Genomic DNA, 26,890 nt, shown 5'->3' with positions numbered 1-26,890 from the left:
GTGCAACGACGCCAGAATGGGCTTCATGGCGTTGCCCTACATTTCCACGCCGCGCTGTGCCTTGATCCCTTGCTGGAACGCGTGCTTCACCGGGGTCATGTCCGTCACCGTATCCGCCGCCTCGATCAGCGCGGGCGGCGCGCCACGGCCTGTGATCACCACATGCTGCATCGGCGGACGCGCGCGCAGATCGGCGATCACGGTTTCCACATCGAGATAGTGCAGCTTCAGCGCGATATTCAGTTCATCGAACAGCACAAGGCCGATGGTCGGATCGCGCAGCATGCGGCGCGCCACTTCCCACGCGGCCTCGGCCTTGGCGACATCGCGGGCACGATCCTGCGTTTCCCAGGTGTAGCCCTCGCCCATCACGTGGAACTCGCATTGCTCAGGAAAGCGGCGCAGGAACATTTCCTCGCCACTCGGGATCGCGCCCTTGATGAACTGGACCACGCCGGTCTGCATGCCGTGGCCCATTGCGCGCACCACCATGCCGAAGCCCGAACTCGACTTGCCCTTGCCGTTGCCGGTGGTAATCACGATCACGCCGCGCTCGGCCTGTGCCGAAGCGATCTTCGCGTCGACCACTTCTTTCTTGCGCACCATGCGCGCCTTGTGACGCTCGTCGCGTCCATCGTCGGCATTGTTGTTTTCCATATCGCTCATTGCGGATTTCCATCTGGAATCAGCGCGGCGTGCGTGCCATCGCTGATTCGGATAATCGGGGTGCGCAGTGCACGGGAGCACTGCGCGGGAGTCAGGACGTCGGAGGCCGGGCCATGTAGCGCCTGTCCGTCCTCGGACATCAGCAGCGCATGACTCGCATAGCGCTGCGCCAAGGTGAGATCGTGCACGATGACCACGACGGCATGCCGACCCGCGCGCGTCAGACGCTGAAGCAGTTCCAGCACCTGGATCTGGTGGCGCAGGTCCAGATGCGCCACCGGCTCGTCGAGCATCAGCAGCGGCGCCTGCTGCGCCAGTGCAGCGGCCAACGACACGCGCTGCCGCTCGCCGCCCGACAGGGTCAGCACATCGCGACCACGCAATGCGTCGAGATCGAGCGCGGTCATGAGGTCGCGCACCACGCTGTCGTTGTCGCGGCGGCCCCAACCCCAGCCGCTCAAATGCGGATGACGACCGATGCGCACGGCATCCTCGACCCTCATCGGGAACGTGTCATGCACGGCCTGCGGCAGATACGCGCGCTGCCGCGCCAGCGTGGCAGGCGGCACATGCGTGGCCGCGACACCATCCACCTCGACCGCACCACCATCGGGCGCGCGCAGGCCCGCCAGCACACCCATCAGCGTGGATTTGCCAACGCCATTGGGACCGACGATGCACCACAGTTGCCCCGCGCCAATCGACATCGAGAGCCGTTGCATCAGTACGCGGCTTCCCGCGCGCAGGCTCACATCGCGCAATGCAAGTTGCGGACATGCGGCGAGTGGCTCATGCCATGGGTTCATCGCGGCCTCCGCAACAGCAAGTAGAGGAAGGTTGGCACACCGAGCAGCGCCGTGATGACGCCCACCGGCAACTGCGCAGGCGCGATGACCGTGCGCGCGATCAGGTCCGCTGCCATCAGCAGCATGCCGCCCAGCAGCACAGCTGCCGGCAACAGCATGCGCTGATCGTTGCCCCAGGCCAGACGCACCATGTGCGGCACCACGAGGCCGACAAAGCCGATCGATCCCGCCGTGGTGATCGCCGCAGCAATCGAGAACGATGCAATCAGGAAGGTGGCCAGCCGCACGCGTCCCACGCGCACACCGAGCGACTGCGCCACGGTCTCGCCAAGCAGCATCACGTTCAGCGCGCGCGCCATCGGCAAGGTCAGCGCCATTGCCACCACCAGCATGCCCAGTGCCCAGCCGTAGCTCGATGTACCACCCAGATCGCCGGTCAGCCAGAACAGCATCCCGCGCAATCGCGACTCGGGCGCGACGGCCAGGATCAGCGTGATCAGCGCACCCCAGCCAGCCGCCAGGATGACCCCGGTCAGCAGCAGACGCGCACCGGCTTCGTGATGGCCGCCCTGCACTTGCGGATGCAGCAGGTCACGGCGCGCCAGCGTGGCCACGAGCAGCATGGACAGCAGCGCACCGCCTGCAGCGCCGGCCTGCACCGTCCACAAGGGCAGCGTCAGCAGCATGGCCAGCAGCGCGCCAGTAGACGCGCCCCCCGAGACACCCAGCACGTAAGGCTCGGCCAGCGGGTTGCGCAGTAGCACCTGCATCAGCGCGCCGGAAAGCGCCAGCAGGCCGCCGCAGGCAAACGCGGCGGCGGCGCGCGGCAGACGCAACTCGCGCACGATGGCGCCAGCCGTGCCGGTATCGGCGCCGGTCAGCGCCTGCCATAGCTGCGTGCTATCGAGCGTCACGCTGCCCACGGCCAGCGACAGCGCAAACACGGCCGCCCCGGCCAAGGCCAGGACGCCCCAAACGGTCAGTGCGCGCCGCAACTCAGACATGGCTTACTTCTGCCGCCATCCCAGCGTGACAAACCCCGCCCGGCCCTGCGTGTTGTACGGGAAGGCGAGCATGTACTGCTTGTCGAACAGGTTTTCCACACGGGCGGCAACGAACCATTGCTTGTCGATGTTGTAGCGGGCATTGAGGTTGACGATACCGTATCCGCCCAGCGTGCGCGAGCCATTGTCGAGCCGCTCCGACGACACCAGCCACTCGCCACCAAAACGCCAGTTGCCAATATTGCGGCCCACATCGAACGATGCATGGCGTCGTGCACGACGGATCAACTGCGTGTTGTTGGTCTCGTCGACCGGATTCTGGAACGTCACGCTGGCGCCGAGATCCGTGCCGAAGACCGTGGCGCGCCACGACGCCTCGATCCCCTGCACCTTGGCCTTGGCCACGTTCTGCGCCAGATACAGGCCGCCCGGTTGCAGCGTGGAGACGATCAGGTCGTTGTAGCGCGTCTCGAAGGCGGTCACGCGCAGCAGGCCGGCGCTCACCGTATCCACCTGCACGCCCACCTCTGCCGACCTGGCGCGCTCGGGTTGCAGGTTCGGCTGGCCGTAGCCCGGGTAATACAGCTCGTTGAACGTCGGCGCGCGGAAAGCGTTGCTCAGGTTGGCAATCAGCTTGACCTGCTCGGTCACATTGAAGCCGTAGCCCGCGAAGAAGCTGCCCTGGTTGCCGAAATCGGAATAGTGGTCGTTGCGCGCGTTCAGTTGCAACTGGTGCCGGCCGATGCGGCCTTCGTAGCCACCGTAGACCGAGAACACGTTACGCGTGGGTGCGCTGTATGAACTCGATGCGAGTTCCTGCTGCAACCAGTCGGTGCCGAACAACAGCTTGTGATCTGCCGTCAGCGCGTACTCGTTCTGCCAGTTGAACTGGCGCGAGCGGGTGCTGAACAGGCTATCGAACAGGCTGTTCTTCGTGGTCTCCGCGCGGTCCTCGCTCTGCGCAATCTTGAAGTGCGTGGTCCAGTCGCGCGTCACCTTGCCATTGACGAATGCCGACAGCGTGTACAACTCGCTGTCCATCCGATAGTCGTCGGTGGGCTTTCCGCTGAGACTGTCGTACGAAAGCTGGCTGTTCGAGTAGTACGCCGCGAAGCCGGCATCCCAGTCCTGCGTGAACTTGTGGCGCACCTGCCCCGAGACGCTCTTGTTCTCGTACGGGTTGTCGCCCGGGTTCGGACCCGTGCCGCGACGCACGGCTGCAGGATTGGCGGCTGCCCATTGCTGGTAGTTGACCGACGAGAACCCGTCGGTCTTGAAGATCGAGCCGGTTACGTTGAACGATGTGTCGCCCACCTGGCCGCCGTAGCCCACCGTGCCCTGCCGCGTGTTGTTGCTGCCGTACTCCACCTGCGCATTGGCGGCCGGCGGCTGACCGACCCCGTTCTTGGTGAAGATCTGCACCACGCCGCCGATCGCGTCCGAGCCATACAGCGCCGACACATTGCCGCGCACCACCTCGATCCGCTCGATCTGGTCCGGCAGGATGTTCGCCAGTTGCGCGGTACCGCCGCTCACGCCTGCAATCCGCACGCCATCGATCAGGATCAGCACCTGATTCGAGTTTGCACCGCGCATGAACAGCGTGGTGTTGGCCCCCATGCCGCCATTGGCGGCAAATTCGATACCTGCCTGCCCGCGCAGCAGCGAGCGCAAATCAGGTGCTTGGGAGTTGACGATATCGTCGTGGGTGACTACGGTGGTATGCGGCAACGCCTCGGTCACACTCTGCGCGGTGCGCGAGGCAGTAACGACGACGGGCGCGAAGGACTGCGGCGACGTCTGGGTCGCGGCTTCGGCAGCGGACTGCGCAAAGGCCGGCAGGGACGAAGTGGAAACAACGGCAACGGCTGCCAGGATGGCAGGCGCGCAAGGGCGAACCGACGGCTTTGCCGCAACGGTCGACCTGGATGGCGTGAAACGCATGAGTCAGGATGGAAGAGAACGGCCGGATCCGTTCCCCCGCGGACCCTATGGCGATGAGGCGTGCCGCGTTAGGGGCGGACGCCCGCGTTCTACAGGCCGGTATCCGGGCTGACGACATCAGGCTGGCCGCCTTCCCGACCGGAACCGGTCAGTGGCGCTAGGCCAACCCTGCGAAGGACGCTGGATTGAAACATGAGACAGCGCGTTCGCGGTCGCTTACCGTTGCGGGGGCAGCACAGGTTGGCCGGCGGCGACATGGCGTCCCCTCCCTGCTCCCTGTTTCCCGTTGAACTGCAGCCCCGACGTGTGCGGGTGCCGCGAGCACCTGGAACGTGCGCGAGTGTAGGGAGTTTCAAGTTTTGCGTCAATGCGATACGTCAAGCTGCCGTTAACCGTGGGTGACATGCCGAAATGCGCCGAATTGCCGCGATCTGGCACCCTTCGACGCAACTTCCGTGCGGCACCCCAGTCTCATCGGGCGCGTTGGCGGTAAACCTCGCGCGTGCATCGGCTAGAATCCCGAAACCTGACCACTACTCCTACCGGACACGACAGGCACTATGCTCAACGAACTCGAACAACTGGCCGCCAAGATCGGACGCGTGCTGCATCACGCCGACACCCTGGCGGCGGAAAACCAGCGGCTGCGTGCGGAAATCGACCGCCTGCAGTCCGAGGCGAACCAGTTGCGCGCGGACCGTGAAGCCATGGCGGCCGACCGCGAACTGCTCAACATCAAGATCGAGGAAGCGCAACTGCGCATCCAGTCGATCCTCGACAAGCTGCCCACGGCCAGCGATGCGCGCCAGCTCGACCTCCTCGGCGAAGGCGCTCCGCGCGCCGCATCGGAAGGCTCGCAGCAAGCCCCCGGAGAACACGCATGAGCAACAAGCAAGTGGAAGTGAACATCGCCGGCCAGCCTTATCGCTTCGCCATCGCGCCCGACAACGAGGCCGCGCTGCTCGAAGCCGTGGCACTGGTCGACGACAAGATGAATAAGCTGAAGGGCACCGTCTCCACCAAGGGCGTCGAACGCGTGGCCGTGATGGCCGCGATCAGCCTGGCCTCGGACCTGCTGGCAATGCGCCACAAGCAGGACGAGGAAGGCGCCATTCCCGTGGAGGCCGTGCGTGCGCGCATTCGCGAACTCAACGAGCGCGCCGACGAGGCACTACGCCAGTACGCACATGTAGGCACGCGCTAGAGCGATTCGCCAGCGTGCCAAAAACCCTGCTGACCGCGCTTGAATTGCGCGGCAGTGGCCACAATATGTCGTGCATGTGAAGCGGATGCCGCGCCTCGCATGCAACCATGACAGTGTTGCCATGGTCGTGATGGAAAATGTAACGGTGCAACACGTCTGACTTGGTATGCGCAGATGCGCGGTGTATAGTGGAGCCACTGCGCGGCGCCCAAACGACCGACGCAGCCGAATGGCCGGGTTATCGTGCCTGGCCGCCGTTTCCACCCATCTCTATTGAAACGGCAAACGTCTGACATCCCCAGCACAAGGTTGTATGTGTCTGTGTGAAGGAACCAAAGTCAGACGTTTGACAGTTTCCCTGCCTGGTTCGTGAGGGTCATAAACTCCTTGAACCGATATGCATTGCATGGTGCGGGATTATGTCGTGTGGGCGAGCGCGTCGCGACATTCATAGTTTCAGGTTCTGCCTGACACTCCCTGAATGGCCGATGTACCCGAAATACGACTTCCGCAGCCACTCTGAACCTCACTTGGGTTCAGGATGCCGATCCAGCGGCCGAGGCGGGGACCCCCTTCAAGTGATGAAGAGGCGGTGGTTTCAACGAACCACCGCCTTTTTCATTTGTGCCTTCGATCAGCTAATCTTCTGATCTTCCTCACATGTCCGATACGCGTGCGCGCCAGTACTGGCTCATGAAGTCCGAACCGGACGAAGCCAGCATCGACGATCTTGCCAGCAAGGGCACGCTGCCCTGGACCGGCGTACGCAACTATCAGGCGCGCAACTTCATGCGCGACCAGATGCGCATCGGCGACGGCGTGCTCTTCTATCATTCCTCATGCCCCGAGCCGGGCATCGCCGGACTGGCCGAAGTCTGCTCGCAGCCCTACCCCGACCCCACCCAGTTCGACGCGAAAAGCGACTATTTCGACAAGGCATCGAAGAAGGAAGACCCGCGCTGGTCGCTCGTCGATGTGAAGTTCGTCAGCAAGTCCGCGCTGATCCCGCTGCCCGCGTTACGCGAGCATGACGCGCTGGCCGACATGGTCGTGCTCCGCCGCGGCAACCGACTCTCGATCACGCCGGTCACGCCCGCCGAGTGGCGCTACATCACCAGCAAGCTGATGAAGTGAAGGTTGGCACGGGGGTGAGCCTGAACGTCCGCCGTTTTTTTTGACTCCGTTTAACCCCATCCCGTCGTCTCTCCCGTTTCATCCCCATGCGCGTCTTGCGCGATCTCGTGAAACTGGCGCACTGTGCCGCGTGAGGAACAATTCCGCCCGGCGCGCGTCAGATGGCCATCACTTCGATGTGGAGAACAATATGAAGAAACTCTTGCTTGCCTCGCTGCTGTCCACCACCGCCGCCATCGCCACGGCCCAGACCGTGCCGCCGCCCTCGGGCGTGTTGTCACTGTCCGCCGAAGCCGTAGCCGAGGTGCCGACTGACGTGGTGCAGCTGACGCTGGCAGTGGAGCAGGAAGGCCAGGAGCCGTCGGCCATTTCAAACGCACTGTCCACCCGTACGCAGGCCGTGCTGAACCAGGCCAAGCGCACGTCGGGCGTGGAAGCGCAATCGGGCGGCTTCACGATTCACCCCACCACCGATCGCAACGGCAAGATCAGCGCATGGCGTGGCCGCTCGGAGGTCATCCTGAAGTCGAAGGATTTTGCAGCCGTGTCGAAGCTCGCCGGTGAACTCGCCAGCCAGATGCAGGTGCAGAACGTGGCCTTCTCGCTGTCGCGCGAGGCCCGCCTGGCCACGCAACAGAAACTGACGGATCAGGCAGTGGCCGCATTCCGCGACAAGGCCCAGGCTACCGCGAAGCTGTTCGGCTATACCAGCTACACCATCCGCGAAGTCTCGGTCAACGAAAGCGGCGGCATGGTACCCCCGATGCCGCGCATGTACGCCGCCAAGGCCATGTCCGCCGACGCCGGCGCACCGATCCCTGTGGAAGGCGGCAAGACGCAGGTACAGGTGTCGGTGAATGGGGCCGTGCAGATGGTGAAGTGATGGGTGTTCTCCCCTCTCCCATTTCATGGGAGAGGGGAGCAAACAAGCTCAGAGGGTGTTGTACTGCTGCCTCAACACATTCTTCTGCACCTTCCCCATCGTGTTGCGCGGCAGTTCATCCACTACGTGCACGCGCTTGGGCACCTTGAAGTTGGCGATGCGGCCCTTCAACGTGCCGATCATGCCGGCCTCGTCGATATCCGCGCCGGGCTTGCGTACCACCACAGCCACCACGGCCTCACCGAAGTCCGCATGAGGGACGCCGATCACGGCGGATTCCGCCACGCCGGGCATTTCATCGATAAAGCTCTCGATCTCTTTCGGGTAGACGTTGTAGCCGCCCGAAATGATCAGGTCCTTGCTGCGGCCAACGATCGTCAGATAGGTGTCCGGCACCTTGCGCTCGCCCACCTCGCCGCCGAAGCGACCCACGTCGCCGGTCTTGAACCAGCCATCGGCGGTGAATTCCTGGGCGGTCTTTTCCGGCATGCGCCAGTAGCCCTTGAATACGTTCGGGCCCTTGACCTCGACGTTGCCAATCACGCTGGCCTCGCATGCCTGGCCTTCGCCATCCACCACGCGGACTTCCACGCCCGGCAGCGGCAGACCGACGGTGCCGCCAATGCGCTCGCCCAACGTCTCGTCGTACGGATTCGAGACCAGCATCACGGTTTCGCTCATGCCGTAGCGCTCAAGAATCGTGTGGCCGGTGCGTTCGCGGAAAGCGTCGAACGTCTCCAGCAGCAGCGGCGCGGAACCCGACACGAACAGGCGCATGTTGGCGCAGACTTCCTTGTCGAAACGCGGCTCCTGCACCATGCGCACGTAGTAAGTCGGCACGCCCATCATCACCGTGGCGCGCGGAAGGAATTTGAGGATCTGCGCCATGTCGAGCTTCGGCGCCCAGATCATCTTGGCGCCGGCCAGCAGTGCGCCGTGCGATGCCACGAACAGTCCGTGCACATGGAAGATCGGCAGCATGTGCAGCAGCACATCGTCGCTGCGCCAGCCCCAGTATTCGTGGAGCGTCTGCGCGTTCGATGCGAGATTGCGGTGCGTCAGCATCGCGCCCTTGCTGCGGCCCGTGGTGCCCGACGTGTACAGGATGGCCGCGAGATCGTCGTCCTGGCGTTCGACCGTGGTGAACACGTCCGATTGCTGGGCGGCGCGTTGCAGCAGCGAACCGGTGCGGTTCTCGTCGAGCGTGAAAACGTGATGCGTGTTGTGCTTGAACGCCACCTTCGACACCCAGCCGAAGTTCGCGCTGCTGCAGACCACCACGGCTGGCTCGGCATCACCGACGAAATAGTCGACCTCGGCTTCCTGGTACGCCGTGTTCAGCGGCAGGTAAACCAGTCCGGCGCGCAGCGTGGCCAGGTACAGGCACAGCGCCTCGACCGACTTCTCGACCTGCACGGCCACGCGTGCGCCAGCAGGCAGTTCCAGCGCGGTCAGCAGGTTGGCGATCTTCGCCGTGGCGCGGTCGAGATCGTCCCACGTGTAGTAGAGCCCGTCCTGCGTCTCGATGCAGCAGGCAGTACGGTCAGCAGGAAAGCGGGATTCGAACAGGGCGAACAGATTGGCGTTCATGGATACGGAAACGATTGGATATGACGTGCAGCCCGCCATGATAGCGGGCCGGCCGCCATATTACTCCCCGGTGAAATCCGGAGGCCGATGCGCCAGAAACGCCGCCACGCCTTCGGCATGGTCGCGGCTCGTGGCGTAGGCGAAATGTGCGTCCAGCTCGGCGGCCGTCAGCGGTGCAGGTTCGGGCGAAAGCCTGCGGATCGTGGCCTTGTTGATGCGTGCGGCCAGCGGCGCGCCCGCGCACAGGCGCTGGACCGTGGCGGCGACTTCATCGTGCAGCGCCGCTTCGGCCACCACGCGCGTCAGCAAACCCTTGCGCGCGGCCTCGTCGGCATCGAACACACGCCCTTCGAGCAGGATTTCCAGCGCCACGGCACGCCCGGCCAGGGCCAGCAGGCCGCCGAGTTCGCCCGGCGCCATCGGAAAACCCAGCCGGTTGATCGGCACACCAAAGCGGCTGCCCGATGCAGCGATGCGCAGGTCGCAATGGCACGCGATCTCCAGCCCACCGCCCACACATACGCCTTCGATGGCGGCGAGCGTGGGATGCGGACATTCGGCGATGGCCCGCAGCGCGGGGGCAATCGTCTGCGTGTGATAGTGGCGCACGGAAGCCGCGTCGCCACGTACCGTCGGAAACTCGGCGATATCGGCACCGGCGGCAAAGTTGCCGTCGGCGCCACGCACCACCACGCAGCGCAACGACGTATCCGCAGCCAGCTCTGCAAACCCGGCGGCCAGCGCCTGCCACATGCCGGCCGAGATCGCGTTGAGCTTGCCCGGATGCGACAGCGTGACCAGGGCCACGGCCCCGTCGCGCGCGAACGTGACAGTGCCGCCCATCAGTCGATCTTGGCGCCCGAGCGCTGCACCACTTCGGCCCAGCGCTTGATCTCGGCGCGCTGGAACTGCGCGAACTGCTCCGGCGTGAACTGCGGAATGTCGGAACCGTTCTGCAGCCAGATCTGCTTCATCTCGGGGCTGTTCAGCGCCTTGGCCGTTTCGGCGTACAGCTTGTCCACCACATCCTTCGGCGTACCCTTGGGCGCCCACAGGGCGTACCACGTGGACACTTCGTAGTTCGGCACACCGGCTTCCGCTGCGGTCGGCACGTTCGGGAACGCCGCCGAGCGCGTCTTGGAGGCCACGGCCAGCGCCTTGATGCGGCCCGCACGAATATGTTGCGAGGATGAGCCAAGGCCATCGAACATCAGGTCCACCTGGCCGGCGATCAGGTCCGACAGCGCCGGACCCGCACCCTTGTACGGCACGTGGGCCAGATCGGTCTTGGTCTCCAGCTTGAACAGTTCGCCCGCCAGATGGTGCGCCGAGCCATTGCCTGCCGATGCGTAGTTCAGTTGACCCGGATGCTGCTTGGCGTACGCGATCAGTTCCTTGAGCGTGTTGGCCTGCACCTTGGTCGGGTTCACCACGATCACCTGCGGCGGCTGCGCGATCACGGTGATGGGAATGAAGTCCTTCTCGATGTCGTAATCGAGCTTCTTGTAGAACGACGGGGCAATAGCGTGGTGTGCGCCGCCGATGAAGATCGTGTAGCCGTCCGGCGCGGCCTTGGCGGCCAGGCTCGCGCCAACGGTGCCGCCCGCGCCGCCGCGGTTGTCGATCACGAACTGCTTGCCGAGCTGCTTCGAGAGCTGCGCGGTCAGGGGACGCGCAAACGCGTCGGTGCCGCCACCGGCCGGGAACGGCACGATCACGGTGACAGGCTTGCTGGGCCAGGGATCCGCTGCCATGGCGGCAGGTGCGTGGAGGCTTGCGGCCCCGATGCCGGCCACGAAACCGGTGATTGCCAACACGCGAGCGAACGCGGTCAGGCTGCGCTGACGATACATGTACTGTCTCCTCTTTCTCTCTACTTACTACGGAAAGTCAATCGAAGTACTGCTACCCAATATCACTGCAAAAACACCCGACAAAAAAGGTTGCCCGGCGCATTTCTCTGCCCGACCCAGGGCTCAAAGCAGCTTGGCCACCGCGCGGCTCATGCGCGGGTTGCCGTCACCGAGGCGAGCCAGATTGTCATCCAGCGCCTCGGGCACGTAAAGATAATTCACCATCATCCCGCACGCCTGCGCGCGGCCTTTTCGCGACAGGTCGGCACCCCAGTTCACACGCTCGACACACGCACCGTTGCCCAGGTGGAAGCGCGCCACGGGGTCCGCCGGCATGCCCTTCCCGCCTTCGCGTACGAGGTAGTGCGCGGCCAGCGTCAGCGCGATATCGCGAATCACCGGGTCGCTGGCATCGGCCGGCAACGCACCGAACCACGCCGCGCCATCCGCTGGCACATCGCCATGGCGCTCGCTCCAGCGAGACATCCGCTTGTCACCCAGAATGCGTGCCACCGCGTCGCCATCCTGCTTGCGCAGCCAGTCCGCAAAACCGGGAATGGGCGAGAGCGTGGCGAACTGCTTGAGCTTGGGAAACTCGCGCTGCAGTTCCTCGATCACGCGCTTGAGCAGGAAGTTGCCGAAGCTCACGCCGCGCAGGCCCGCCTGCGTATTCGAGATCGAATAGAAGATGGCCCACTTCACGCGGCGCAGGTCTTCGAGCGGCGCTGCTTCATCGAGCAGCGCCTGCACGTTTGCGGCCATCTCCGGCACGAAGGCCACCTCGACAAAGATCAGTGGCTCGCGCGGAATACGCGGGTGGAAGAACGCGTAGCAGCGGCGATCCGAATCGAGCCGGTTGCGCATGTCAGTCCACGACGAGATCTCGTGAACGGCTTCGTAGCGGATCAGTTTTTCCAGCAGGGACGCGGGGGAATCCCACGTGATCGGCTGCAGTTCGAGCAGGCCCACATCGAACCAGTTCGAGAACAGCGCTTCGAGGTCCTCGTCTAGTTCGCGCAGGCCCGGAATACGCTTGTGCCAACGCAGCATGTCCGCGCGCAACTGGATCAGGAAATGCAGTCCGCACGCGCTATTGGCGCGTTGGCCATGCTGCGCGGCGAATCGTTTGAAGAAGCGGATGCGGGCGTTGGACAGCGCGTGCGACAGACCCGAGGCACTGGCCGGCTGTACCCCATCGGCATCGCGCCCCGCCGCCACCTCGGCCAGCACGCCAAGCATGGCCTGGCGCAGTGGCTCCGTCGCCGCCTCATACTCGTCCTGCCACGCCTGCGCAGCAGCGTTCGCGGCACCGTCGGTCAGCCGCGCGTCGAAGCACTGGCGCAACTGTTCGCGCTGGCGCTTGATGGCACGCACGGAGAGTGTCGGTTGCACCTCGGCGGCCTTCTTCTCGGGTTTCTGCGCCGGGGCCTCGTCGCCCTTGCGGCCCCACCAGCGGCCAAAGCGCGAGAGTAGCGTGTCGCCAACCGGTTCGCTCGCCTCCAGCGGCGCACTGACTTTCTGTTGGTCTGCGGGGTCGAAAGTAGTCATGGACGTTCCTGGCGATGGGATCGACTGGGATGCAAACCATCAACCGCCCTGCCCCGCCAGACGCAGATGCGCCGGAGGGACGGGAGCAGTTTCGGACAAGGATTCGGCATGATCCAGCGCGCGCAGCGCACCGCGCTGGCGCAGCACATGGGTCTTCATCAGTGCTTCGGCGCCTTCGGGATCATGAGCCTTCAATGCGGAAAACACCGACAGATGCTCGGCGCACGATTCATGGATGCGACCCGGCAGCTTCAGGCTCTTGTGCCGCGATAACCGCAGCACCTTGCGCAGGTCGCTCACCACGCCAGACAGCCAGCGATTGCCGGCCAGTCGCTGGATGGCCTCGTGGATCTGATAGTTGGTCTCGTAATAGGCGTCGATGTCGCCGTCCTGCGCGTAGCGCGACAGCTCGGCGTGCATCCCTTCCAGCGCATCGAGGTCCGTCGCCGTAACGTTGCGCGCGGCCTCGTAGGCGCAGCGCCCTTCGAGCAACGCCATCAGCGGGAAAATCTCGTCGAGGTCCTGCTCGCTCAGCGCGTTGACAAAGCAGCCGCGCCGGGGCTCCAGGCGCACCAGTCCTTCGGCGGCCAGCAGCTTGAGCGCCTCGCGCATCGGGGTGCGCGACGTGCCGAGCGACGCGGCCAGCGCCACCTCGTCGATCCACGCACCGGGCGTCAGCGTGCGGTCGTCGATCATCGCCCGCAGACGGTCGGCAACTTCCAGGTACATCGCCTGCCGAACGATACGCATCACACCCCCTGATCCAGGAGCCACCGTGAGAGGCGCATACGCCTCAATAATTCATAATTATGGAGTGCGACGGGCGCGCCGCAAGCGGGGTTAACCCCGCGCACGGCGGCGTCAACAAAGATTCAGGATGCGGAAGTAGAAGTAGGTGCAGCGGACAATCCCCTGCCTCCCTGCAGAAGATTGCCCGCGCATGAAAGAAACGCTGTGGCGATTTGTCATCGACGCCCTGCGAGATTTGCGAGAGCGTGCGTAGGCTGGTGTCAATGCCGGCGCCAACCTGCGCCTGCCCCGTACAAGCACCCATCGCAGGGTGCAGACTTTCCCGTGCCTTTTCCCGTTCGGCCTTGTTTCGATCGTGCCGCGGTATCTGCGCGCCTCGTCGGACGCACTTTCCCTGAATTCCCGCCGCCGGGCCGGTCCTCCCTAGTCCCGACCATTCTTGTAACAGGCTTAATAGCGAGGACCATGCCAGTGCAGGTAAGCTGTTGATTTTATTGGGGCGGACAATCAAGAACTTGTTACATAGATCAATGCGTGTAACAGGATGTTTCCCTATCGTTACGCCTCAGAAATCGACTCGGACAGTGTCTGAGCCTCCACAACAGCGTTTTGTGGAATAAAGATCACCCGTGGATGCGACAATGTGCTGCCCCATACATAAAAGCACCGAGCAAAACGGTTGCAAAGGTGAAACTCGCGCGAGAGCCGAGTTAACTTTGTAAAGCGCGTCAAACAGGAAAAGGTCAAATCAATGAACTGGGAAGTCAACCAAACCGTCTTCGGCAGCGATGAATTCGCGCCGAAGAAGCCCGCCGAACCTCGCAGCCTGCCGTTCTCGTTCACGGGATCGGGTTCCGAATTCTTCCGCATCTGGATCGTCAATACGCTGCTGACCATTGTCACGCTCGGCATCTATTCCGCGTGGGCCAAGGTACGCACAATGCAGTACTTCTATCGGAGCACGCAGCTGGACGGTGCGACGTTCGACTACCACGGCAAGCCTCAGGCCATCCTGAAAGGTCGCGCCATCGTGTTCGGCGTGGCGATGGTGTACCAGGTGCTGATTGGCATCTCGCCGGTGGTGGGCGGACTGCTGGGTGTGGCGCTGACGCTCGTCTTCCCCTACCTGCTGGTACGCTCGCTGCGCTTCCGCATGGCGAATTCGAGCTATCGCGGCCTGCGCTTCGCCTTTACCGGCGACGACAAGGGCGGCTTCATGGTCTTCCTGGTCTGGCCGATGTTGACGGCCCTTTCGCTGCTGCTGCTCGGGCCGCTGGCGCACCAGCGGTTCAAGCAATACCAGCACAACAACACGCGCTTCGGGACCACCCCGTTTGCGTTTGACGCCACGGCGGGCGCGTTCTACCGCGTTTACCTGATGACAGCCGGCCTGACGCTGCTGTTCCTGATCGCCGGCGCCGTGATCGGCAGCGTGGGGTCGCTGGCCCACCCGGTTCTGGCCATCGTGCTGGGTGTGATCACCTTCTACATCGCCCTGCTGCTGATCCTGCCGATCTTCCAGGCCAAGATGCAGAACCTGATCTGGAACAGCACGACGCTGGCGCCGCACCGCTTCCAGAGCAATGTTTCGGCCCGCAAGCTGTTCGGGATCATGATCGGCAATATGGTTCTCACCGCATTGACCCTGGGCCTGTACTACCCGTTCGCGCGTGTGCGCACGGCCAGGTATCGTGTGGCGTCGATGACGATGCTGGCAGCCAGCCCGCTCGACGAATTCGTTGCCGGCGAGCAGCAGCAGGTGGGCGCACTGGGCGACGCGACCGCCGACTGGTACGACATCGACATCGCACTGTAATGACGGAAACGGCCATGCCGGGCGCCACACCGGAACGCGTTGCCGCGCGCTACTTCGATACCCGGTCGTCGCGCGCCCACCTTGTGACGATACAGGTGCAGCAAGGCCACGCCGAACTGCACGACGCCCAGGGCGACGTGCTGCGGCGTGCGCCGCTGGCCTCATTGCGCGTCTCCGAGCGCATCAGGCGCGGCCCGCGCCTGGTGACATTCGACGACGGGGCCTATTGCGAGGTCACCGATCACGCCGCTTTCGACGCAATGCTGGCCGCCACGGGGTATCGCGAGGGCATGGTGTCGCGTGCCCAGAACAGCTGGCGCATGGCGATACTATCGCTCGTGGGACTGGTGGCGTTTGTCGTCGTGTCGTATTTCTATCTGCTGCCGTGGACGGCCGCACTAGTTGCAAAGACGATACCGTCCACGCTGGAAGCGCAGCTAGGCAATGCCACGCTGCAAAGCCTCGACGAACTGGTGCGGCCCAGCGCCCTGCCTGCCGCCGACCAGCAGCGCATTCGCGACAGCTTCGCCGCGCTGCGCCGGCCCGAGGATGCGGGGCACAACTACCGCATTCTCTTTCGCAAGGGCGGCCGGATTGGCGCCAACGCACTGGCACTGCCAGGCGGCACGATTGTCGTGACCGACGAACTGGTCGATCTGATCGGTACAGGCGCGGGCATGACGGGCGTGCTGGCGCACGAGGCCGGACACGTGGCAGAGCGACACGGGTTGCAGCAGGTGTTCCAGGCGTCTGTCGTGGGCGCCATGTCGACCTATCTGTTCGGCGATGTCTCCGTGCTGCTCGCCACCGTGCCGGCCGCTGTGCTGTCAATGCGCTATTCCCGCGAACACGAGCGCGAAGCCGATGCGTTTGCCGTGCAGGTCATGCGCGACAACCGGCTACCGCCGGCGGCGCTGGCGGATGCGTTGCAGAAGCTGGAGGAATCGCATGGCGGCCGTCGTACAAAACAGGCGGCTAGCGATGAGCACGATGACGGGAAATCGGGATTCTTCTCGACGCACCCGTTGACAAGGGAGCGGATCGAGGCGATTCGGGGTGGGGGTGGTTGAGGGGTGTGGGCAGGCGTTTGTCGAGATTTGAACCGCTGGCCCTCTCCCCCGGCCCCTCTCCCGCGTGGCGGGAGAGGGGAGCACACCGGAGGGGAAGTCTCTTAACGGGCGCCGGCTGCGGCGCCGTTGGCTTGGCGGCGGTAGGCCCACAGCACCATCAACACGCCGACCAGGATCATCGGCAGGCTCAGCCACTGGCCCATCGACAGCTTGAGCGCCAGCAGGCCCAGGAAGGTGTCCGGCTCGCGCGCGAATTCGGCCAGGAAGCGGAACGCGCCATAGCCGATCAGGAACACCCCTGACACTGCGCCCATGGGTCGCGGCTTGCGCGAGAACAGCCACAGGATGATGAACAGCGCCACACCTTCGCCCGCGAACTGATACAGCTGCGACGGATGGCGTGGAATGTTGTCACCGGCCTGCGGGAAGATCATGCCCCACGGCAGGTCGGTTGGGCGGCCCCACAGCTCGCCGTTGATGAAGTTGCCGATCCGGCCTGCAGCCAGTCCACACGGGATCATCGGCGCGATGAAGTCGGTCACTTCCATCCAGTGGCGGCGCCGCACCTTTCCGAACACCCACATCGCCACCAGGACGCCCAGGAAGCCGCCGTGGAAAGCCATGCCGCCCTCCCACACCTTGAAGATCTCCAGCGGATGGGTCAGGTAATAGCTCGGCTTGTAGAACAGCACATAGCCGAGCCGCCCGCCCAGGATCACGCCGAGCACACCATAGAACAGCATGTCGTCGAGATCCCGCGTCACCCAGCCGCGCGCGGCGATGTGCGGCTGCTTGATGCGCAGCCGGCCAAACCACAGGAACATGATGAAGCCGGCCAGGTACATCAGGCCGTACCAGCGGATGGCCAGCGGCCCCAGATGGATGGCAATCGGATCGAATTGCGGATGAACGAGCATGTCGTGATGGAAAGATTGAAATCGTTGGCGCGCGCGAACAGGGTCGCGCACCGGCATTCTGCCGTGCCGAATGGTGCGTAATGATGTCATAAAACGTTTTTGCACCTCGGGATCGAACTATTTGACACCCCGGAACGTGGAGCGCATCCTTTCCCGCACAACAACGCAACGACAACCATCCCCCGGAGACAGTCACATGGCGTTCAACAAGCGTTCGCGGCACATCACGCAGGGCGTGGCGCGCTCCCCCAACCGCTCCATGTATTACGCGCTCGGCTACCAGAAGGAAGACTTCGACAAGCCGATGGTAGGCATCGCCAACGGCCATTCGACGATCACCCCCTGCAACGCCGGCCTCCAGCGCCTGGCCGACGCCGCCGTGGACGCCATCCGCGCTGCCGACGCCAATCCGCAGATCTTCGGCACGCCTACCATCTCGGATGGCATGTCGATGGGCACCGAGGGCATGAAGTACTCGCTGATTTCGCGCGAGGTGATCGCCGACTGTATCGAGACCGCCGCGCAGGGCCAGTGGATGGACGGCGTGGTCGTGATCGGCGGCTGCGACAAGAACATGCCGGGCGGCATGATTGCGCTGGCGCGCATCAACGTGCCGGGCATCTATGTCTACGGCGGCACGATCCGGCCCGGCAACTGGAAGGGCAAGGATCTGACCATCGTCTCGTCGTTCGAAGCCGTGGGCGAGTTCACTGCCGGCCGCATGAGCGAGGAAGACTTCGAAGGCGTGGAGCGCAACGCCTGCCCGAGCACGGGTTCGTGCGGCGGCATGTACACGGCCAACACGATGAGTTCGTCGTTCGAGGCCCTGGGCATGTCGCTGCTGTACTCGTCAACGATGGCCAACCCCGATCAGGAAAAGGTGGACAGCGCCGCGGAATCGGCCCGCGTCCTGGTGGAAGCCATCAAGCGCGACATCAAGCCGCGCGACATCATCACGCGCAAGTCCATCGAGAACGCGGTGTCGCTGATCATGGCGACAGGCGGCTCCACCAACGCCGTACTGCATTTCCTGGCCATCGCCCACTCGGCCGAGGTGGAATGGACCATCGACGATTTCGAGCGCATTCGCCGCCGTGTGCCGGTGATCTGCAACCTGAAACCATCGGGCGAATACGTGGCCACCGACCTGCATCGCGCGGGCGGCATACCGCAGGTCATGAAGATCCTGCTCAATGCCGGCCTGCTGCACGGCGATTGCCTGACCATCACGGGCCGCACGCTGGCCGAGGAACTGGAACACGTACCCGATCAGCCGCGCGCCGATCAGGACGTGATCATGCCGCTGGACCGTGCGCTCTACAAACAGGGTCACCTGGCGATTCTCAAGGGCAATCTGGCGGAAGAAGGCGCGGTGGCCAAGATCACCGGCCTCAAGAATCCGGTCATCACCGGGCCGGCGCGCGTGTTCGAGGACGAAGCCAGCGCGATGGACGCCATCCTCGCCGACCGCATCCAGCCCGGCGATATTCTCGTGCTGCGCTATCTGGGGCCGAAAGGTGGTCCGGGGATGCCGGAGATGCTGGCGCCTACGTCGGCGATCATCGGCAAGGGGCTGGGCGAATCGGTCGGGTTCATCACCGATGGGCGATTCTCGGGCGGCACCTGGGGCATGGTGGTCGGCCACGTCGCCCCGGAGGCTTACGTAGGCGGCACGATCGCACTGGTGCAGGAAGGGGACTCGATCACGATCGATGCGCTGCAGCTACTGCTGCAACTGAACGTGCCCGACGAAGAACTGGCGAAACGCCGTGCCGCATGGAAACAACCGGCACCGCGCTATACCAGAGGCGTGCTGGCGAAGTTCTCGAAACTGGCGTCGACTGCGAGCAAGGGGGCGGTGACGGATTGAGGCCCCAGGCTCGCTGCTGGGTTTCTCCCCTCTCCCTCTGGGAGAGGGGCGGGGGAGAGGGTAAGCGGGTCTGCTTGCTGACTTGTCGCAATCTGCACTGCTGGCCCTCTCCCCCAACCCCTCTCCCGCAAAGCGGGAGAGGGGAGCAAAACCATAGGGACACGGAAAGATCAAACCCCGCCCGGATCCCTCTCAATCTCTTCCAGCGTCGCATCCAGCCACTCCACCAGCCTCGCCTCCAGCGCCTGCGTCAACTCACTCGCCAACTGGGCGGTCAAAGGCGCCAGGCGCGCTTGCAACGTGGCTTCGGTGTGGGCTTCCACCACCTGGGGCCATTCGGTGCGGAAACGCATCATCACACGCGTCAGCAGCTCCGTGCGCATCGCGCGCAGATCCTCCTCAGCGGGCACGAATGCTTCCACCTCCGACAGCACGGGTGGCTCGGTATCGTAGAAAGCAGAAATCGGTTCGGCATCGCCGGTATCGCCCACCGCCGTCACCAGGCCCGAATCCGGCATGTGCGCGGTATCGATCACGGGGGCTTCCTGACGGGTCGGTTCGGCGAACGGTTCTGCAAGCTGTTCGGTGAAGGCCTCGTCCGGCAGTTCCACCACTTCGGTCAACAGCGGCACGCTGTCGTGCGGAGCCAGCCGCGGAATCACCCGCGAAGTCGTGCGTTCGCTCATGCCGATTCTCCCTTGGCCTGCCCAATGTCATGGTGCGACAGCGGATACCCGCGCTCGCGATAGAAGCGATATCTCTCGCGCCCAGCGTCCCGCGCCTCGGGCGAACTGCCAATGACTTCGATCAGTCGCTCGAAGCTCGCGAACTGCGCCGGGGCCTCGGGGGCGAGGTTGACCAGCAACTGGTGATGCGGCACGCCGTCGAGCGAGGCGGCCAGGATGATGGGCGTCACCGCCGCATTGGGGTTGTCGAGCCCGCAATGCGGCAGGAAGTCCAGCGGCGAGAACGACCACAGCCGCGCATCGAGTTGCGACAACTGCTGCGGCGCGCCGTACACCACCACCTTCTGCCCTGCCCCATAGGCCTTGCGGACCAGGCGGCAGACATAGGCCAGTGTGTCAGGCACGTTGCTGTGAAAATCGATGCGCGTCATTCCGGCTGCCTTGTTGCGATGACGGTGCGCTTAACCTGCGCGATCCATCAGGAACTGCGTCAGCAGCGGCACCGGACGACCCGTGGCACCCTTGGCCGCGCCGCTCTTCCATGCCGTGCCCGCGATATCCAGGTGGGCCCAGTCGTACTTCTCGGTGTAGCGCGCCAGGAAGCAGGCCGCCGTCACGCTGCCAGCCGGACGGCCACCAATGTTTGCCATGTCGGCAAAGTTCGACTTGAGCTGGTCCTGGTAGTCCTCGTCCAGTGGCATGCGCCATGCGGTGTCCATGGCCTTGCGGCCGGCGTCGAGGAGTTGGTCCGCCAGCAGGTCGCTGCGTGCATAGAGGCCCGAGTTCACGTGGCCGAGCGCGATGATGCAGGCGCCGGTCAGCGTGGCCACGTCCACCACCGCGGCCGGCTTGAAGCGCTCGACATAGGTCAGCGCGTCGCACAGGATCAGTCGCCCTTCGGCATCGGTGTTCAGGATCTCGATGGTCTGGCCGGACATGCTGACCACCACGTCGCCCGGCTTGGTGGCGTTGCCGGCGGGCATGTTCTCGCAGGTGGGCACCACGGCGATCACGTTCAGCTTCAGGCCCATCTCGGCCACGGCCTGGATGGTGCCGAGCACCGAGGCGGCGCCGCACATGTCGTACTTCATCTCGTCCATGCCCTCGCCCGGCTTCAGCGAGATGCCACCCGTATCGAACGTGATGCCCTTGCCCACCAGCACTACCGGCGCGGCCTTGGCGGCGGCGCCGTTGTAGTGCAGCACGATGAACTGCGGCGGCTCCACGCTGCCCTTGGTCACGGCCAGGAAGGCGCCCATGTTCAGCGCCTCGATCTGCTTGCGGCCCAGGATCTCGGCCTTGAGCTTGTGGCGCTTGGCAATGCCGCGCGCGGCATTGGCCAGGTACGTCGGCGTGCAGATGTTCGACGGCAGGTTGCCCAGGTCGCGCGAGAGTTCCATGCCGTTGGCGATGGCGATGCCGCGCACCACGCCCTGCGTGGCGGCCTTGGCGTCGCCGGACTCCACGGCCAGCACGATCTTGCGCAGCGCCGGCTTCTCGGCCGCAGCGCCACGCGGGGCGCGCTTGAGTTCGGGATGGCGCTCCAGCAGGCGGTAGCCGGCGTCGCGCACGATGGTGATCGTGGTGATCACGGCCCATGCCACGTCGCGCTGCTGCGGCGGCTGGGTCAGGCACCACAGCGCCGATGCCGCGCGCGTGCCGCCCAGGGCACGCATGGCCGTGCGCACCGATTCGGCAAAGGCGCGGTCACCGAACTCGGCTTCCTTGCCCAGGCCCACCAGCAGGACGCGGGCGGCGCCGATACCGGCGACTTCATGCAGCATCAGGTGCGTGCCGCGCTTGCCGTCAAAGTCGCCCAGCTTGACCAGGCGTGCCACCAGCCCCTTGGTGGCGACGTCCAGTGCCTTGGCCACGCCGGCCAGGTTCTGCCCCTCGAACAGGCCAACCACGAGACAGTCGGACTTCGTGGCCAGGAAACCATTTTGGCCGGCTTTGCTCAGATCCAGGGCTTTTGTGCTAAATTCCATCGCGCTTCCTTCAAGGGGCTCGTCGAAAAGAAAGTCCCCATTATCCGCGATTTTCATCCGCGATCTGCCGCCGCCGATCCTGCAAGCTGACAGTACGCGGTCCTGCCAGTCCTTCGGCCCCCGGTACATCGCCCGTTCCGGCCGGAAGCCGGAAGCGATTCCGCATGATCTTCCAACAAGCCCTGCGACGCGAACTCGCCTACACTGCCGGCGCAGTGTTCCTGGTGATGCTGACGTTCATGCTCACGTCGCTCGTGATCCGCATTCTGGGTATGGCTGCCAATGGCAAGGCCAGCCCCAACGACGTGCTGATGCTGATTGGCCTGGCCACTATCGGCTACCTGTCGATCCTGCTGTCGGCCACGCTGTTCATCTCCACGCTGATCGTCCTGACCCGCTGGTACAAGGACTCGGAGATGGTAGTCTGGTTCTCGGCCGGCATCTCCCTTCGCGACCTCGTCAAGCCGGTGCTGCAGTTCGCCACGCCGTTCTTTGTCATGGCGCTGCTGCTCGGCATGTTCGCGTGGCCCTGGGCCAACCAGCAGAGCGCGGCATTCCGCGACCGCTTCCAGCAACGCGGCGTGCTGTCGATGATCGCCTCGGGCCGCTTCATCGAACCCGCCAATGGCAACTACGTGCTGTTCATCGAAGGCATCGACGCCGACATGAAGCACGCACGCAATGTCTTCGTAGCCAACGCCGAAGCCGGCAAGATCGGCGTGGCGCTGTCCCATCAGGGCCAGTTCGAAACCCAGCCCAACGGCGACCGCCTGGTGGTCATGGAAAACGGCCGCCGTTATGCGGGCGTGCCCGGGCAGTTGGACTATCGGATTCTCGAATTCGATAAATACGCGGTGAAAGTGGATAATTCTCCACCCGAAACCGAAGCCAGTCTGCCGGCCAAGAGCCGCGACACCATCGACCTGCTGCGCGACCCGACCCGCGACAACCTCGCCGAATTGCTGTGGCGGGTATCGCTGCCGATCCTGGCGTTCAACTTCGTGATGATTGCCATCCCGCTGGCGTACGTGAACCCGCGCCTGGGCCGCTACACGCCGCTGGTGTTCGCCGTGCTGATCTATCTCACCTACAGCAACACGATCAACCTGGCCCAGGCCTGGGTGCGCTCCGGCTCCCTGAGCTTCTGGACCGCGCTGATTCCGATTCACGTCTTTGTCTTCTGTTGCGCATTGATGCTGTTCCGCTATCGCCAGAACCGTAGCCTGGGAGGCTGGCGCGCCGTGTTCGGCCTGAAACGCAAGTCGAATGGCGGAGGCAAGGCATGAGGGTGCTGGCCGTCTACGAGCGCTATTTCGCTCGACTGATCTATGGCGTGTTCGCGTTCATTCTGTTCGCGGTGCTGGCGCTGTTCGTGTTCTTCGACATGCTCAACGAGCTGGAGAGCGTGCAAGGCGGCTACACGTCGCTGATCGCGTTTATCCACGTGATGCTGCAGGCACCGACCCGGATCTACGAGGTCTTGCCAATCGCCCTGCTGATCAGTGCGATCTATGTGTTCTCCCAGCTGGCCAGCCAGTCGGAATACACGATTTTCCGGGTGGCCGGGCTGAATACGCGTCAGGCGCTGTTCTCGCTGTTCAAGCTGGCGATACCGCTGGTGATCGTCACCTTCCTGTTCGGCGAGTTCATCAGCCCGGCGGGCGAGCAGTACGCGCAGAAGATCAAGCTGGAGGCCGTGGGCGCCACGGTGTCTTCGGGCTTCCGCTCTGGCGTCTGGGTCAAGGACCGGGACCGCGACACCGCCGCGAATGGCGCTGGCGAAATCACGCGATTCATCAACGTGCAGGGCCTGAAGCCGGACCAGACGATCAATGGCATCACGATCTACGAGTTCGATAAGGATTACCGGCTGCGCGTGATTCGCGTGGCCAAGGAAGGCCGTTACCAGGGCAACCAGGCGTGGCAGCTCAATGACGTGAACGAGACGCGCTTCATCGAACTACGCGACGGCATGGCGCCGAAGCAGCAGGACGCACTGGCCCCTGACTTCCGTGCCGAACAGCTCTTGTTCCCGAGCATGGTGATGCATTCGGAACTGACGCCGCAGATCCTGTCGGTGCTGCTGGTGACGCCGGAGCGGATGTCGACGCTTGACCTGTTCCGCTATATCCGCCACTTGCGTGACAACAAGCAGGACACGCAGCGCTACGAAATCGCTTTCTGGAAGAAGGTGGTCTATCCGCTGACGCTGTTCGTGATGGTGGCGCTGGCGCTGCCTTTCGCCTACCTGCATGCACGCGCCGGCGCGGTGGGTGTGAAGGTGTTCGGCGGCATCATGCTGGGGCTGTCGTTCCACTTGTCCAACACGCTGTTCTCGCACGTTGGCCTGCTGCATACGTGGCCGCCGATTGTCTCGGCACTGGTGCCCGGCACGCTGTACCTGACGCTGGCGCTGGTGGCGCTGCGCTGGGTGGATCGGCACTGAACATGGGCGCTACCCAGGGGATCATCCTCTTCGGCCACGGCGCACGCGATGCGCGCTGGCGCGAGCCGTTCGACCGGCTGCAGGGCCGGCTGGCGGCGCAACAGCCTGACGTTGCGGTGCGCGTCGCGTTTCTGGAATTGATGACGCCGTCGCTGAGTAATGCGATCGACGAACTGGCGGGTGCAGGTATCGCGCGGATTACCGTGGTGCCGGTGTTCTTCGGCCAGGGCGGCCATCTGCGTCGGGACTTTCCGGTGTTGGTGGAGGAATGCCGGGAGAAGCATCCGGGGGTGGAGATCGTGGCGACGTCAGCCGTGGGCGAAGTGGATAGCGTGCTGGATGCGATTGCGGGGTTTTGTGTGGATGCTATCCAGTTTCCGGGCCGGTCCCCTCTCCCGCCTGCGGGAGAGGGTTAGGGAGAGGGCCTGAGGTGCAATTTGCGACGTGTTAGCGATTCCACCGCCGGCCCTCTCCCCCAGCCCCTCTCCCGCGTTGCGGGAGAGGGGAGCAAACCAGCGGCGGGAATTTCGTCATCGCCAGAAAAAAAAGCCAGAGTCACCTCTGGCTTTTTTCATTCAACCTGTCCGCCTCAAGCCGCCCGTTCCGACTCCACGACTTCCGTCACCCGCGTTCCCAGCGCCTCGCCGATCATCAGCAAACTCGGTTGCACGGGGTCCATCCAGCGTGCGGCCTCGCCGGCAGCCATCTGGCTCAGCGTGAACTGATGGCTGCGCTGCTTCGGCGTCGTGGCGGCTTCCACCACCCATGCCGGTGTCGAAGCGGGCTTGCCGCGTGCAATCAGTTGTGCGGCGATAACGGCAGCCTGGTCGCGGCCCATGTAGTAGACGATGGTGTCGGCCTTGACGTCGGCTTCCACATCAATGGCGTCTGCGGCCTTGGCCTGCGTCGCAAACGCCACGCTGCGTGACACACCGCGCTTCGTCAGCGGGCGACCGATGGCGCTGGCAGCAGCAAGAGCCGCCGTGATGCCGGGCACCACTTCATACTCGATACCGGCAGCTTCCAGCGCCTGCAGTTCCTCGTCGGCGCGGCCGAACAGCATCGGGTCGCCGCCTTTCAGGCGTACTACCCGCTCGTGCTTGGTCGCCAGATCCACGATCTGGCGGTTGATGAACAGTTGGGCCGTGGAGCGCTGCCCACAGCGCTTGCCCACCTCGATCAGCTCGGCCTGGGGACACCAGGCCAGCATCTCGGGGGACACCAGCGCATCGTGCAGCACGACCTGGGCTTCGCCCAGCAGTCGTGCACCACGCACCGTAATGAGGTCCGCTGCACCGGGCCCTGCACCAATCAGGTACACCTTGCCCGCACGCTTGCCCTGCTGCCTGTTCATTTCCATTTCCGTCACGCTCGCTGTTCGTCCAGGACGATATCAGGCATACGCACGGATCATGCCCGCCGCCACCGTGTGGTTGGTGGCTTCGTCGATCAGCACGAATGCGCCCGTTGCCGGGTTATCGCCATAGGTGTCGCAAACGATCGGCTTTTGCAGCGAGATCTGCACCGAGCCGATATCGTTCAGGTTGATCTCGTGGCGGCCGGTCTCTTGCGAAAGCGTATGCACGTCGAGCACGCGATCCACCGCCGACACCTTCGCGAACACGCTCGCCGTAGTGTGCTTCAGCACGTACTTGCGTGCCGGGTTCAGCGATTCGTCGTCGAACCAGCACAGGTCGGCGGTCAGCTTCTTGGCCGAAGCTGCCGTGGCGTCCGCTGCCACAAACATATCACCGCGTGATACATCGACGTCTTCCGCCAGGCGCACCGTGATGGTGTCACCAGCGCTGGCCGAATCCGCCGCACCATTCGGCGTCAGCACTTCAGCCACCACGGCTTCGCGGTTGGCCGGCAACACGCGCAGCTTCTGGCCCACGCGGACCGTACCCGCTTCCACGCGGCCGGCATAGCCGCGGAAATCGTCGGCAGCGGAACCGTCCTGGCGCACGACCAATTGCACCGGGAAACGCAGTGCGTCATCACCTTCCGGCGCCACGTCCTCGACGGGCAGCGACTCCAGCACCGGCAGCAGCGACTCGCCCTGATACCACGGCATGGCATCGCTGGCGTGCACGATGTTGTCGCCGCGCAGCGCGGAGACCGGTACGTACAGCACGTCCTTCAAGCCCAGTTGCGTGGCCAGTTCGGCGTAGGCAGTGCGGATCTCGTTGAAGCGCTCTTCGCTGTAGTCGACGAGGTCCATCTTGTTCACGGCAACGATCACGTGCTGGATTTCCAGCAGCTTGAGGATCGCCGAGTGGCGCTTGGTCTGGGCCAGCAGTTCGGCGCGGCCATTGGTGACCGTCACGCGCGTGGCATCCACCAGCACGATGGCGGCGTGGGCGGTCGACGCACCTGTGACCATGTTGCGCGTGTACTGCTCGTGGCCCGGCGTATCGGCGATGATGAACTTGCGGCTCGCCGTGGAGAAATAGCGATACGCCACGTCGATCGTGATGCCCTGCTCGCGCTCGGCTTCCAGACCATCGGTCAGCAGCGAGAAGTCGATCTGCTCGCCCGCCGTGCGCTTGTTCTTGGCGTTGGCCAGCGCGGTCAACTGGTCGGACAGCACGGCCTTGCTGTCGAACAGCAGACGGCCGATCAGCGTGCTCTTGCCATCATCGACGGAACCTGCGGTGATGAAACGCAGCAGGCCCTGGTGTGCGGATTGGTGTGACATATTCGGTTTCCTTGGCT

General features: G+C 64.2%; 25 protein-coding genes, 1 other RNA gene and 1 riboswitch. Of the genes, 11 read left to right on the top strand and 15 right to left on the bottom strand.

From position 1 onward, the window contains the following. Positions 1–36: 36 nt before the first annotated feature. Genes cobO through ABDB81_RS00385 form a run of 4 tightly spaced genes read right to left on the bottom strand, consistent with a single transcriptional unit; the run spans position 37 to position 4,420 of the window. Complete coding sequence (gene cobO / locus ABDB81_RS00400) at positions 37–666, bottom strand: cob(I)yrinic acid a,c-diamide adenosyltransferase (RefSeq protein WP_346809283.1); 630 nt, start codon at positions 664–666, stop codon at positions 37–39. Further along, positions 663–1,472 (bottom strand): ABC transporter ATP-binding protein, encoded by an 810-nt coding sequence (locus ABDB81_RS00395; RefSeq protein ID WP_346809282.1) that lies wholly within the window; start codon positions 1,470–1,472, stop codon positions 663–665. Before ABDB81_RS00395 ends, cobO begins: the two co-directional genes overlap by 4 nt. Beyond that, positions 1,469–2,476 carry an iron ABC transporter permease gene (locus tag ABDB81_RS00390; RefSeq protein WP_137926926.1) on the bottom strand — a complete coding sequence of 336 codons (1,008 nt, stop codon included), beginning with the start codon at positions 2,474–2,476 and terminating at the stop codon, positions 1,469–1,471. Before ABDB81_RS00390 ends, ABDB81_RS00395 begins: the two co-directional genes overlap by 4 nt. 3 nt (positions 2,477–2,479) lie before the next feature. Beyond that, the gene (locus ABDB81_RS00385; protein WP_346809279.1) at positions 2,480–4,420 is read right to left on the bottom strand and encodes a TonB-dependent receptor; all 1,941 of its coding nucleotides are present in this window, start codon (positions 4,418–4,420) and stop codon (positions 2,480–2,482) included. Positions 4,421–4,496: 76 nt separating this feature from the next. Then, positions 4,497–4,764: riboswitch (cobalamin riboswitch) on the bottom strand. A gap of 216 nt (positions 4,765–4,980) precedes the next feature. Here ABDB81_RS00385 and ABDB81_RS00380 point away from each other — a divergent pair. The 5 genes from ABDB81_RS00380 (at position 4,981) to ABDB81_RS00360 (ending at position 7,641) form a co-directional block, all read left to right on the top strand. Next, a complete protein-coding gene (locus ABDB81_RS00380; RefSeq protein ID WP_137926924.1) occupies positions 4,981–5,304 on the top strand; it encodes a hypothetical protein in 324 nt (107 codons plus the stop codon). Next, the gene (locus tag ABDB81_RS00375) at positions 5,301–5,624 is read left to right on the top strand and encodes a cell division protein ZapA (protein WP_137926923.1); all 324 of its coding nucleotides are present in this window, start codon (positions 5,301–5,303) and stop codon (positions 5,622–5,624) included. The genes ABDB81_RS00380 and ABDB81_RS00375 overlap by 4 nt, the downstream gene beginning before the upstream one ends. A gap of 352 nt (positions 5,625–5,976) precedes the next feature. Then, a non-coding RNA gene (gene ssrS, locus ABDB81_RS00370) (6S RNA) lies at positions 5,977–6,196 on the top strand. Positions 6,197–6,284: 88 nt separating this feature from the next. Further along, positions 6,285–6,758, top strand: a complete 474-nt coding sequence (locus tag ABDB81_RS00365) for an EVE domain-containing protein (RefSeq protein ID WP_137926922.1) — start codon at positions 6,285–6,287, stop codon at positions 6,756–6,758. A gap of 190 nt (positions 6,759–6,948) precedes the next feature. After that, on the top strand, positions 6,949–7,641 hold the full coding sequence (locus ABDB81_RS00360) for an SIMPL domain-containing protein (protein WP_137926921.1): 693 nt from the start codon (positions 6,949–6,951) through the stop codon (positions 7,639–7,641). Between the two features lie 48 nt (positions 7,642–7,689). Here the strand turns inward: ABDB81_RS00360 and ABDB81_RS00355 are convergent, their stop codons facing one another. The 5 genes from ABDB81_RS00355 to ABDB81_RS00335 form a co-directional block, all read right to left on the bottom strand. Beyond that, positions 7,690–9,231 carry a malonyl-CoA synthase gene (locus ABDB81_RS00355; protein ID WP_346809277.1) on the bottom strand — a complete coding sequence of 514 codons (1,542 nt, stop codon included), beginning with the start codon at positions 9,229–9,231 and terminating at the stop codon, positions 7,690–7,692. A 60-nt stretch (positions 9,232–9,291) separates the two neighbouring features. Then, positions 9,292–10,074: an enoyl-CoA hydratase-related protein gene (locus ABDB81_RS00350; RefSeq protein ID WP_346809275.1), complete on the bottom strand. Its 783-nt coding sequence runs from the start codon at positions 10,072–10,074 to the stop codon at positions 9,292–9,294. Next, positions 10,074–11,084 carry a tripartite tricarboxylate transporter substrate binding protein gene (locus ABDB81_RS00345; protein ID WP_137926918.1) on the bottom strand — a complete coding sequence of 337 codons (1,011 nt, stop codon included), beginning with the start codon at positions 11,082–11,084 and terminating at the stop codon, positions 10,074–10,076. The genes ABDB81_RS00350 and ABDB81_RS00345 overlap by 1 nt, the downstream gene beginning before the upstream one ends. Before the next feature lie 123 nt (positions 11,085–11,207). Beyond that, positions 11,208–12,632 carry a malonyl-CoA decarboxylase family protein gene (locus ABDB81_RS00340; protein WP_346809273.1) on the bottom strand — a complete coding sequence of 475 codons (1,425 nt, stop codon included), beginning with the start codon at positions 12,630–12,632 and terminating at the stop codon, positions 11,208–11,210. Positions 12,633–12,671: 39 nt separating this feature from the next. After that, the gene (locus ABDB81_RS00335) at positions 12,672–13,382 is read right to left on the bottom strand and encodes a GntR family transcriptional regulator (RefSeq protein ID WP_137926951.1); all 711 of its coding nucleotides are present in this window, start codon (positions 13,380–13,382) and stop codon (positions 12,672–12,674) included. Positions 13,383–14,133: 751 nt separating this feature from the next. Here ABDB81_RS00335 and ABDB81_RS00330 point away from each other — a divergent pair. Both ABDB81_RS00330 and ABDB81_RS00325 read left to right on the top strand, forming a co-directional pair. Next, positions 14,134–15,198 carry a YjgN family protein gene (locus ABDB81_RS00330; RefSeq protein ID WP_346809272.1) on the top strand — a complete coding sequence of 355 codons (1,065 nt, stop codon included), beginning with the start codon at positions 14,134–14,136 and terminating at the stop codon, positions 15,196–15,198. A gap of 14 nt (positions 15,199–15,212) precedes the next feature. Next, positions 15,213–16,268, top strand: a complete 1,056-nt coding sequence (locus tag ABDB81_RS00325) for a M48 family metallopeptidase (RefSeq protein WP_346809270.1) — start codon at positions 15,213–15,215, stop codon at positions 16,266–16,268. Between the two features lie 101 nt (positions 16,269–16,369). Here ABDB81_RS00325 and lgt read toward each other — a convergent pair whose 3' ends face one another. Continuing rightward, positions 16,370–17,185, bottom strand: coding sequence for a prolipoprotein diacylglyceryl transferase (gene lgt, locus ABDB81_RS00320; RefSeq protein WP_137928631.1), 816 nt, complete (start codon positions 17,183–17,185; stop codon positions 16,370–16,372). Positions 17,186–17,381: 196 nt separating this feature from the next. Here lgt and ilvD point away from each other — a divergent pair, with 196 nt between their 5' ends. Continuing rightward, positions 17,382–19,055, top strand: a complete 1,674-nt coding sequence (gene ilvD, locus ABDB81_RS00315) for a dihydroxy-acid dehydratase (protein ID WP_160472903.1) — start codon at positions 17,382–17,384, stop codon at positions 19,053–19,055. Positions 19,056–19,225: 170 nt separating this feature from the next. On the opposite strand, the gene ABDB81_RS00310 is transcribed toward ilvD, so the two are convergent. The 3 genes from ABDB81_RS00310 to ABDB81_RS00300 are packed head-to-tail and all read right to left on the bottom strand — an operon-like array spanning position 19,226 to position 21,729. Next, positions 19,226–19,741: a hypothetical protein gene (locus ABDB81_RS00310; protein ID WP_160472904.1), complete on the bottom strand. Its 516-nt coding sequence runs from the start codon at positions 19,739–19,741 to the stop codon at positions 19,226–19,228. Then, positions 19,738–20,172 carry a DNA polymerase III subunit chi gene (locus tag ABDB81_RS00305; protein WP_137926150.1) on the bottom strand — a complete coding sequence of 145 codons (435 nt, stop codon included), beginning with the start codon at positions 20,170–20,172 and terminating at the stop codon, positions 19,738–19,740. Before ABDB81_RS00305 ends, ABDB81_RS00310 begins: the two co-directional genes overlap by 4 nt. Before the next feature lie 30 nt (positions 20,173–20,202). Continuing rightward, positions 20,203–21,729: a leucyl aminopeptidase gene (locus tag ABDB81_RS00300; RefSeq protein ID WP_137926149.1), complete on the bottom strand. Its 1,527-nt coding sequence runs from the start codon at positions 21,727–21,729 to the stop codon at positions 20,203–20,205. 164 nt (positions 21,730–21,893) lie between these two features. On the opposite strand from ABDB81_RS00300, the gene lptF reads away from it, so the two are divergent. Genes lptF through ABDB81_RS00285 form a run of 3 tightly spaced genes read left to right on the top strand, consistent with a single transcriptional unit; the run spans position 21,894 to position 24,591 of the window. After that, entirely contained in the window at positions 21,894–23,015 is a 1,122-nt protein-coding gene (gene lptF / locus ABDB81_RS00295; RefSeq protein ID WP_137926148.1) for an LPS export ABC transporter permease LptF, read from the top strand. Next, on the top strand, positions 23,012–24,175 hold the full coding sequence (gene lptG, locus ABDB81_RS00290; protein ID WP_137926147.1) for an LPS export ABC transporter permease LptG: 1,164 nt from the start codon (positions 23,012–23,014) through the stop codon (positions 24,173–24,175). The genes lptF and lptG overlap by 4 nt, the downstream gene beginning before the upstream one ends. Before the next feature lie 2 nt (positions 24,176–24,177). Next, positions 24,178–24,591, top strand: a complete 414-nt coding sequence (locus ABDB81_RS00285) for a CbiX/SirB N-terminal domain-containing protein (RefSeq protein ID WP_137926146.1) — start codon at positions 24,178–24,180, stop codon at positions 24,589–24,591. A 173-nt stretch (positions 24,592–24,764) separates the two neighbouring features. On the opposite strand, the gene cobA is transcribed toward ABDB81_RS00285, so the two are convergent. Further along, the gene (cobA, locus tag ABDB81_RS00280; protein WP_137926145.1) at positions 24,765–25,529 is read right to left on the bottom strand and encodes a uroporphyrinogen-III C-methyltransferase; all 765 of its coding nucleotides are present in this window, start codon (positions 25,527–25,529) and stop codon (positions 24,765–24,767) included. Positions 25,530–25,568: 39 nt separating this feature from the next. Further along, the gene (locus ABDB81_RS00275) at positions 25,569–26,873 is read right to left on the bottom strand and encodes a sulfate adenylyltransferase subunit 1 (protein WP_137926144.1); all 1,305 of its coding nucleotides are present in this window, start codon (positions 26,871–26,873) and stop codon (positions 25,569–25,571) included. Positions 26,874–26,890: the final 17 nt, after the last annotated feature.

Origin of the sequence: Cupriavidus sp. DL-D2 (genome assembly GCF_039710735.1) — a bacterium.
Taxonomy (GTDB): Bacteria; Pseudomonadota; Gammaproteobacteria; order Burkholderiales; family Burkholderiaceae; genus Cupriavidus.
This window is presented reverse-complemented; position numbering and strand designations above follow the sequence as displayed.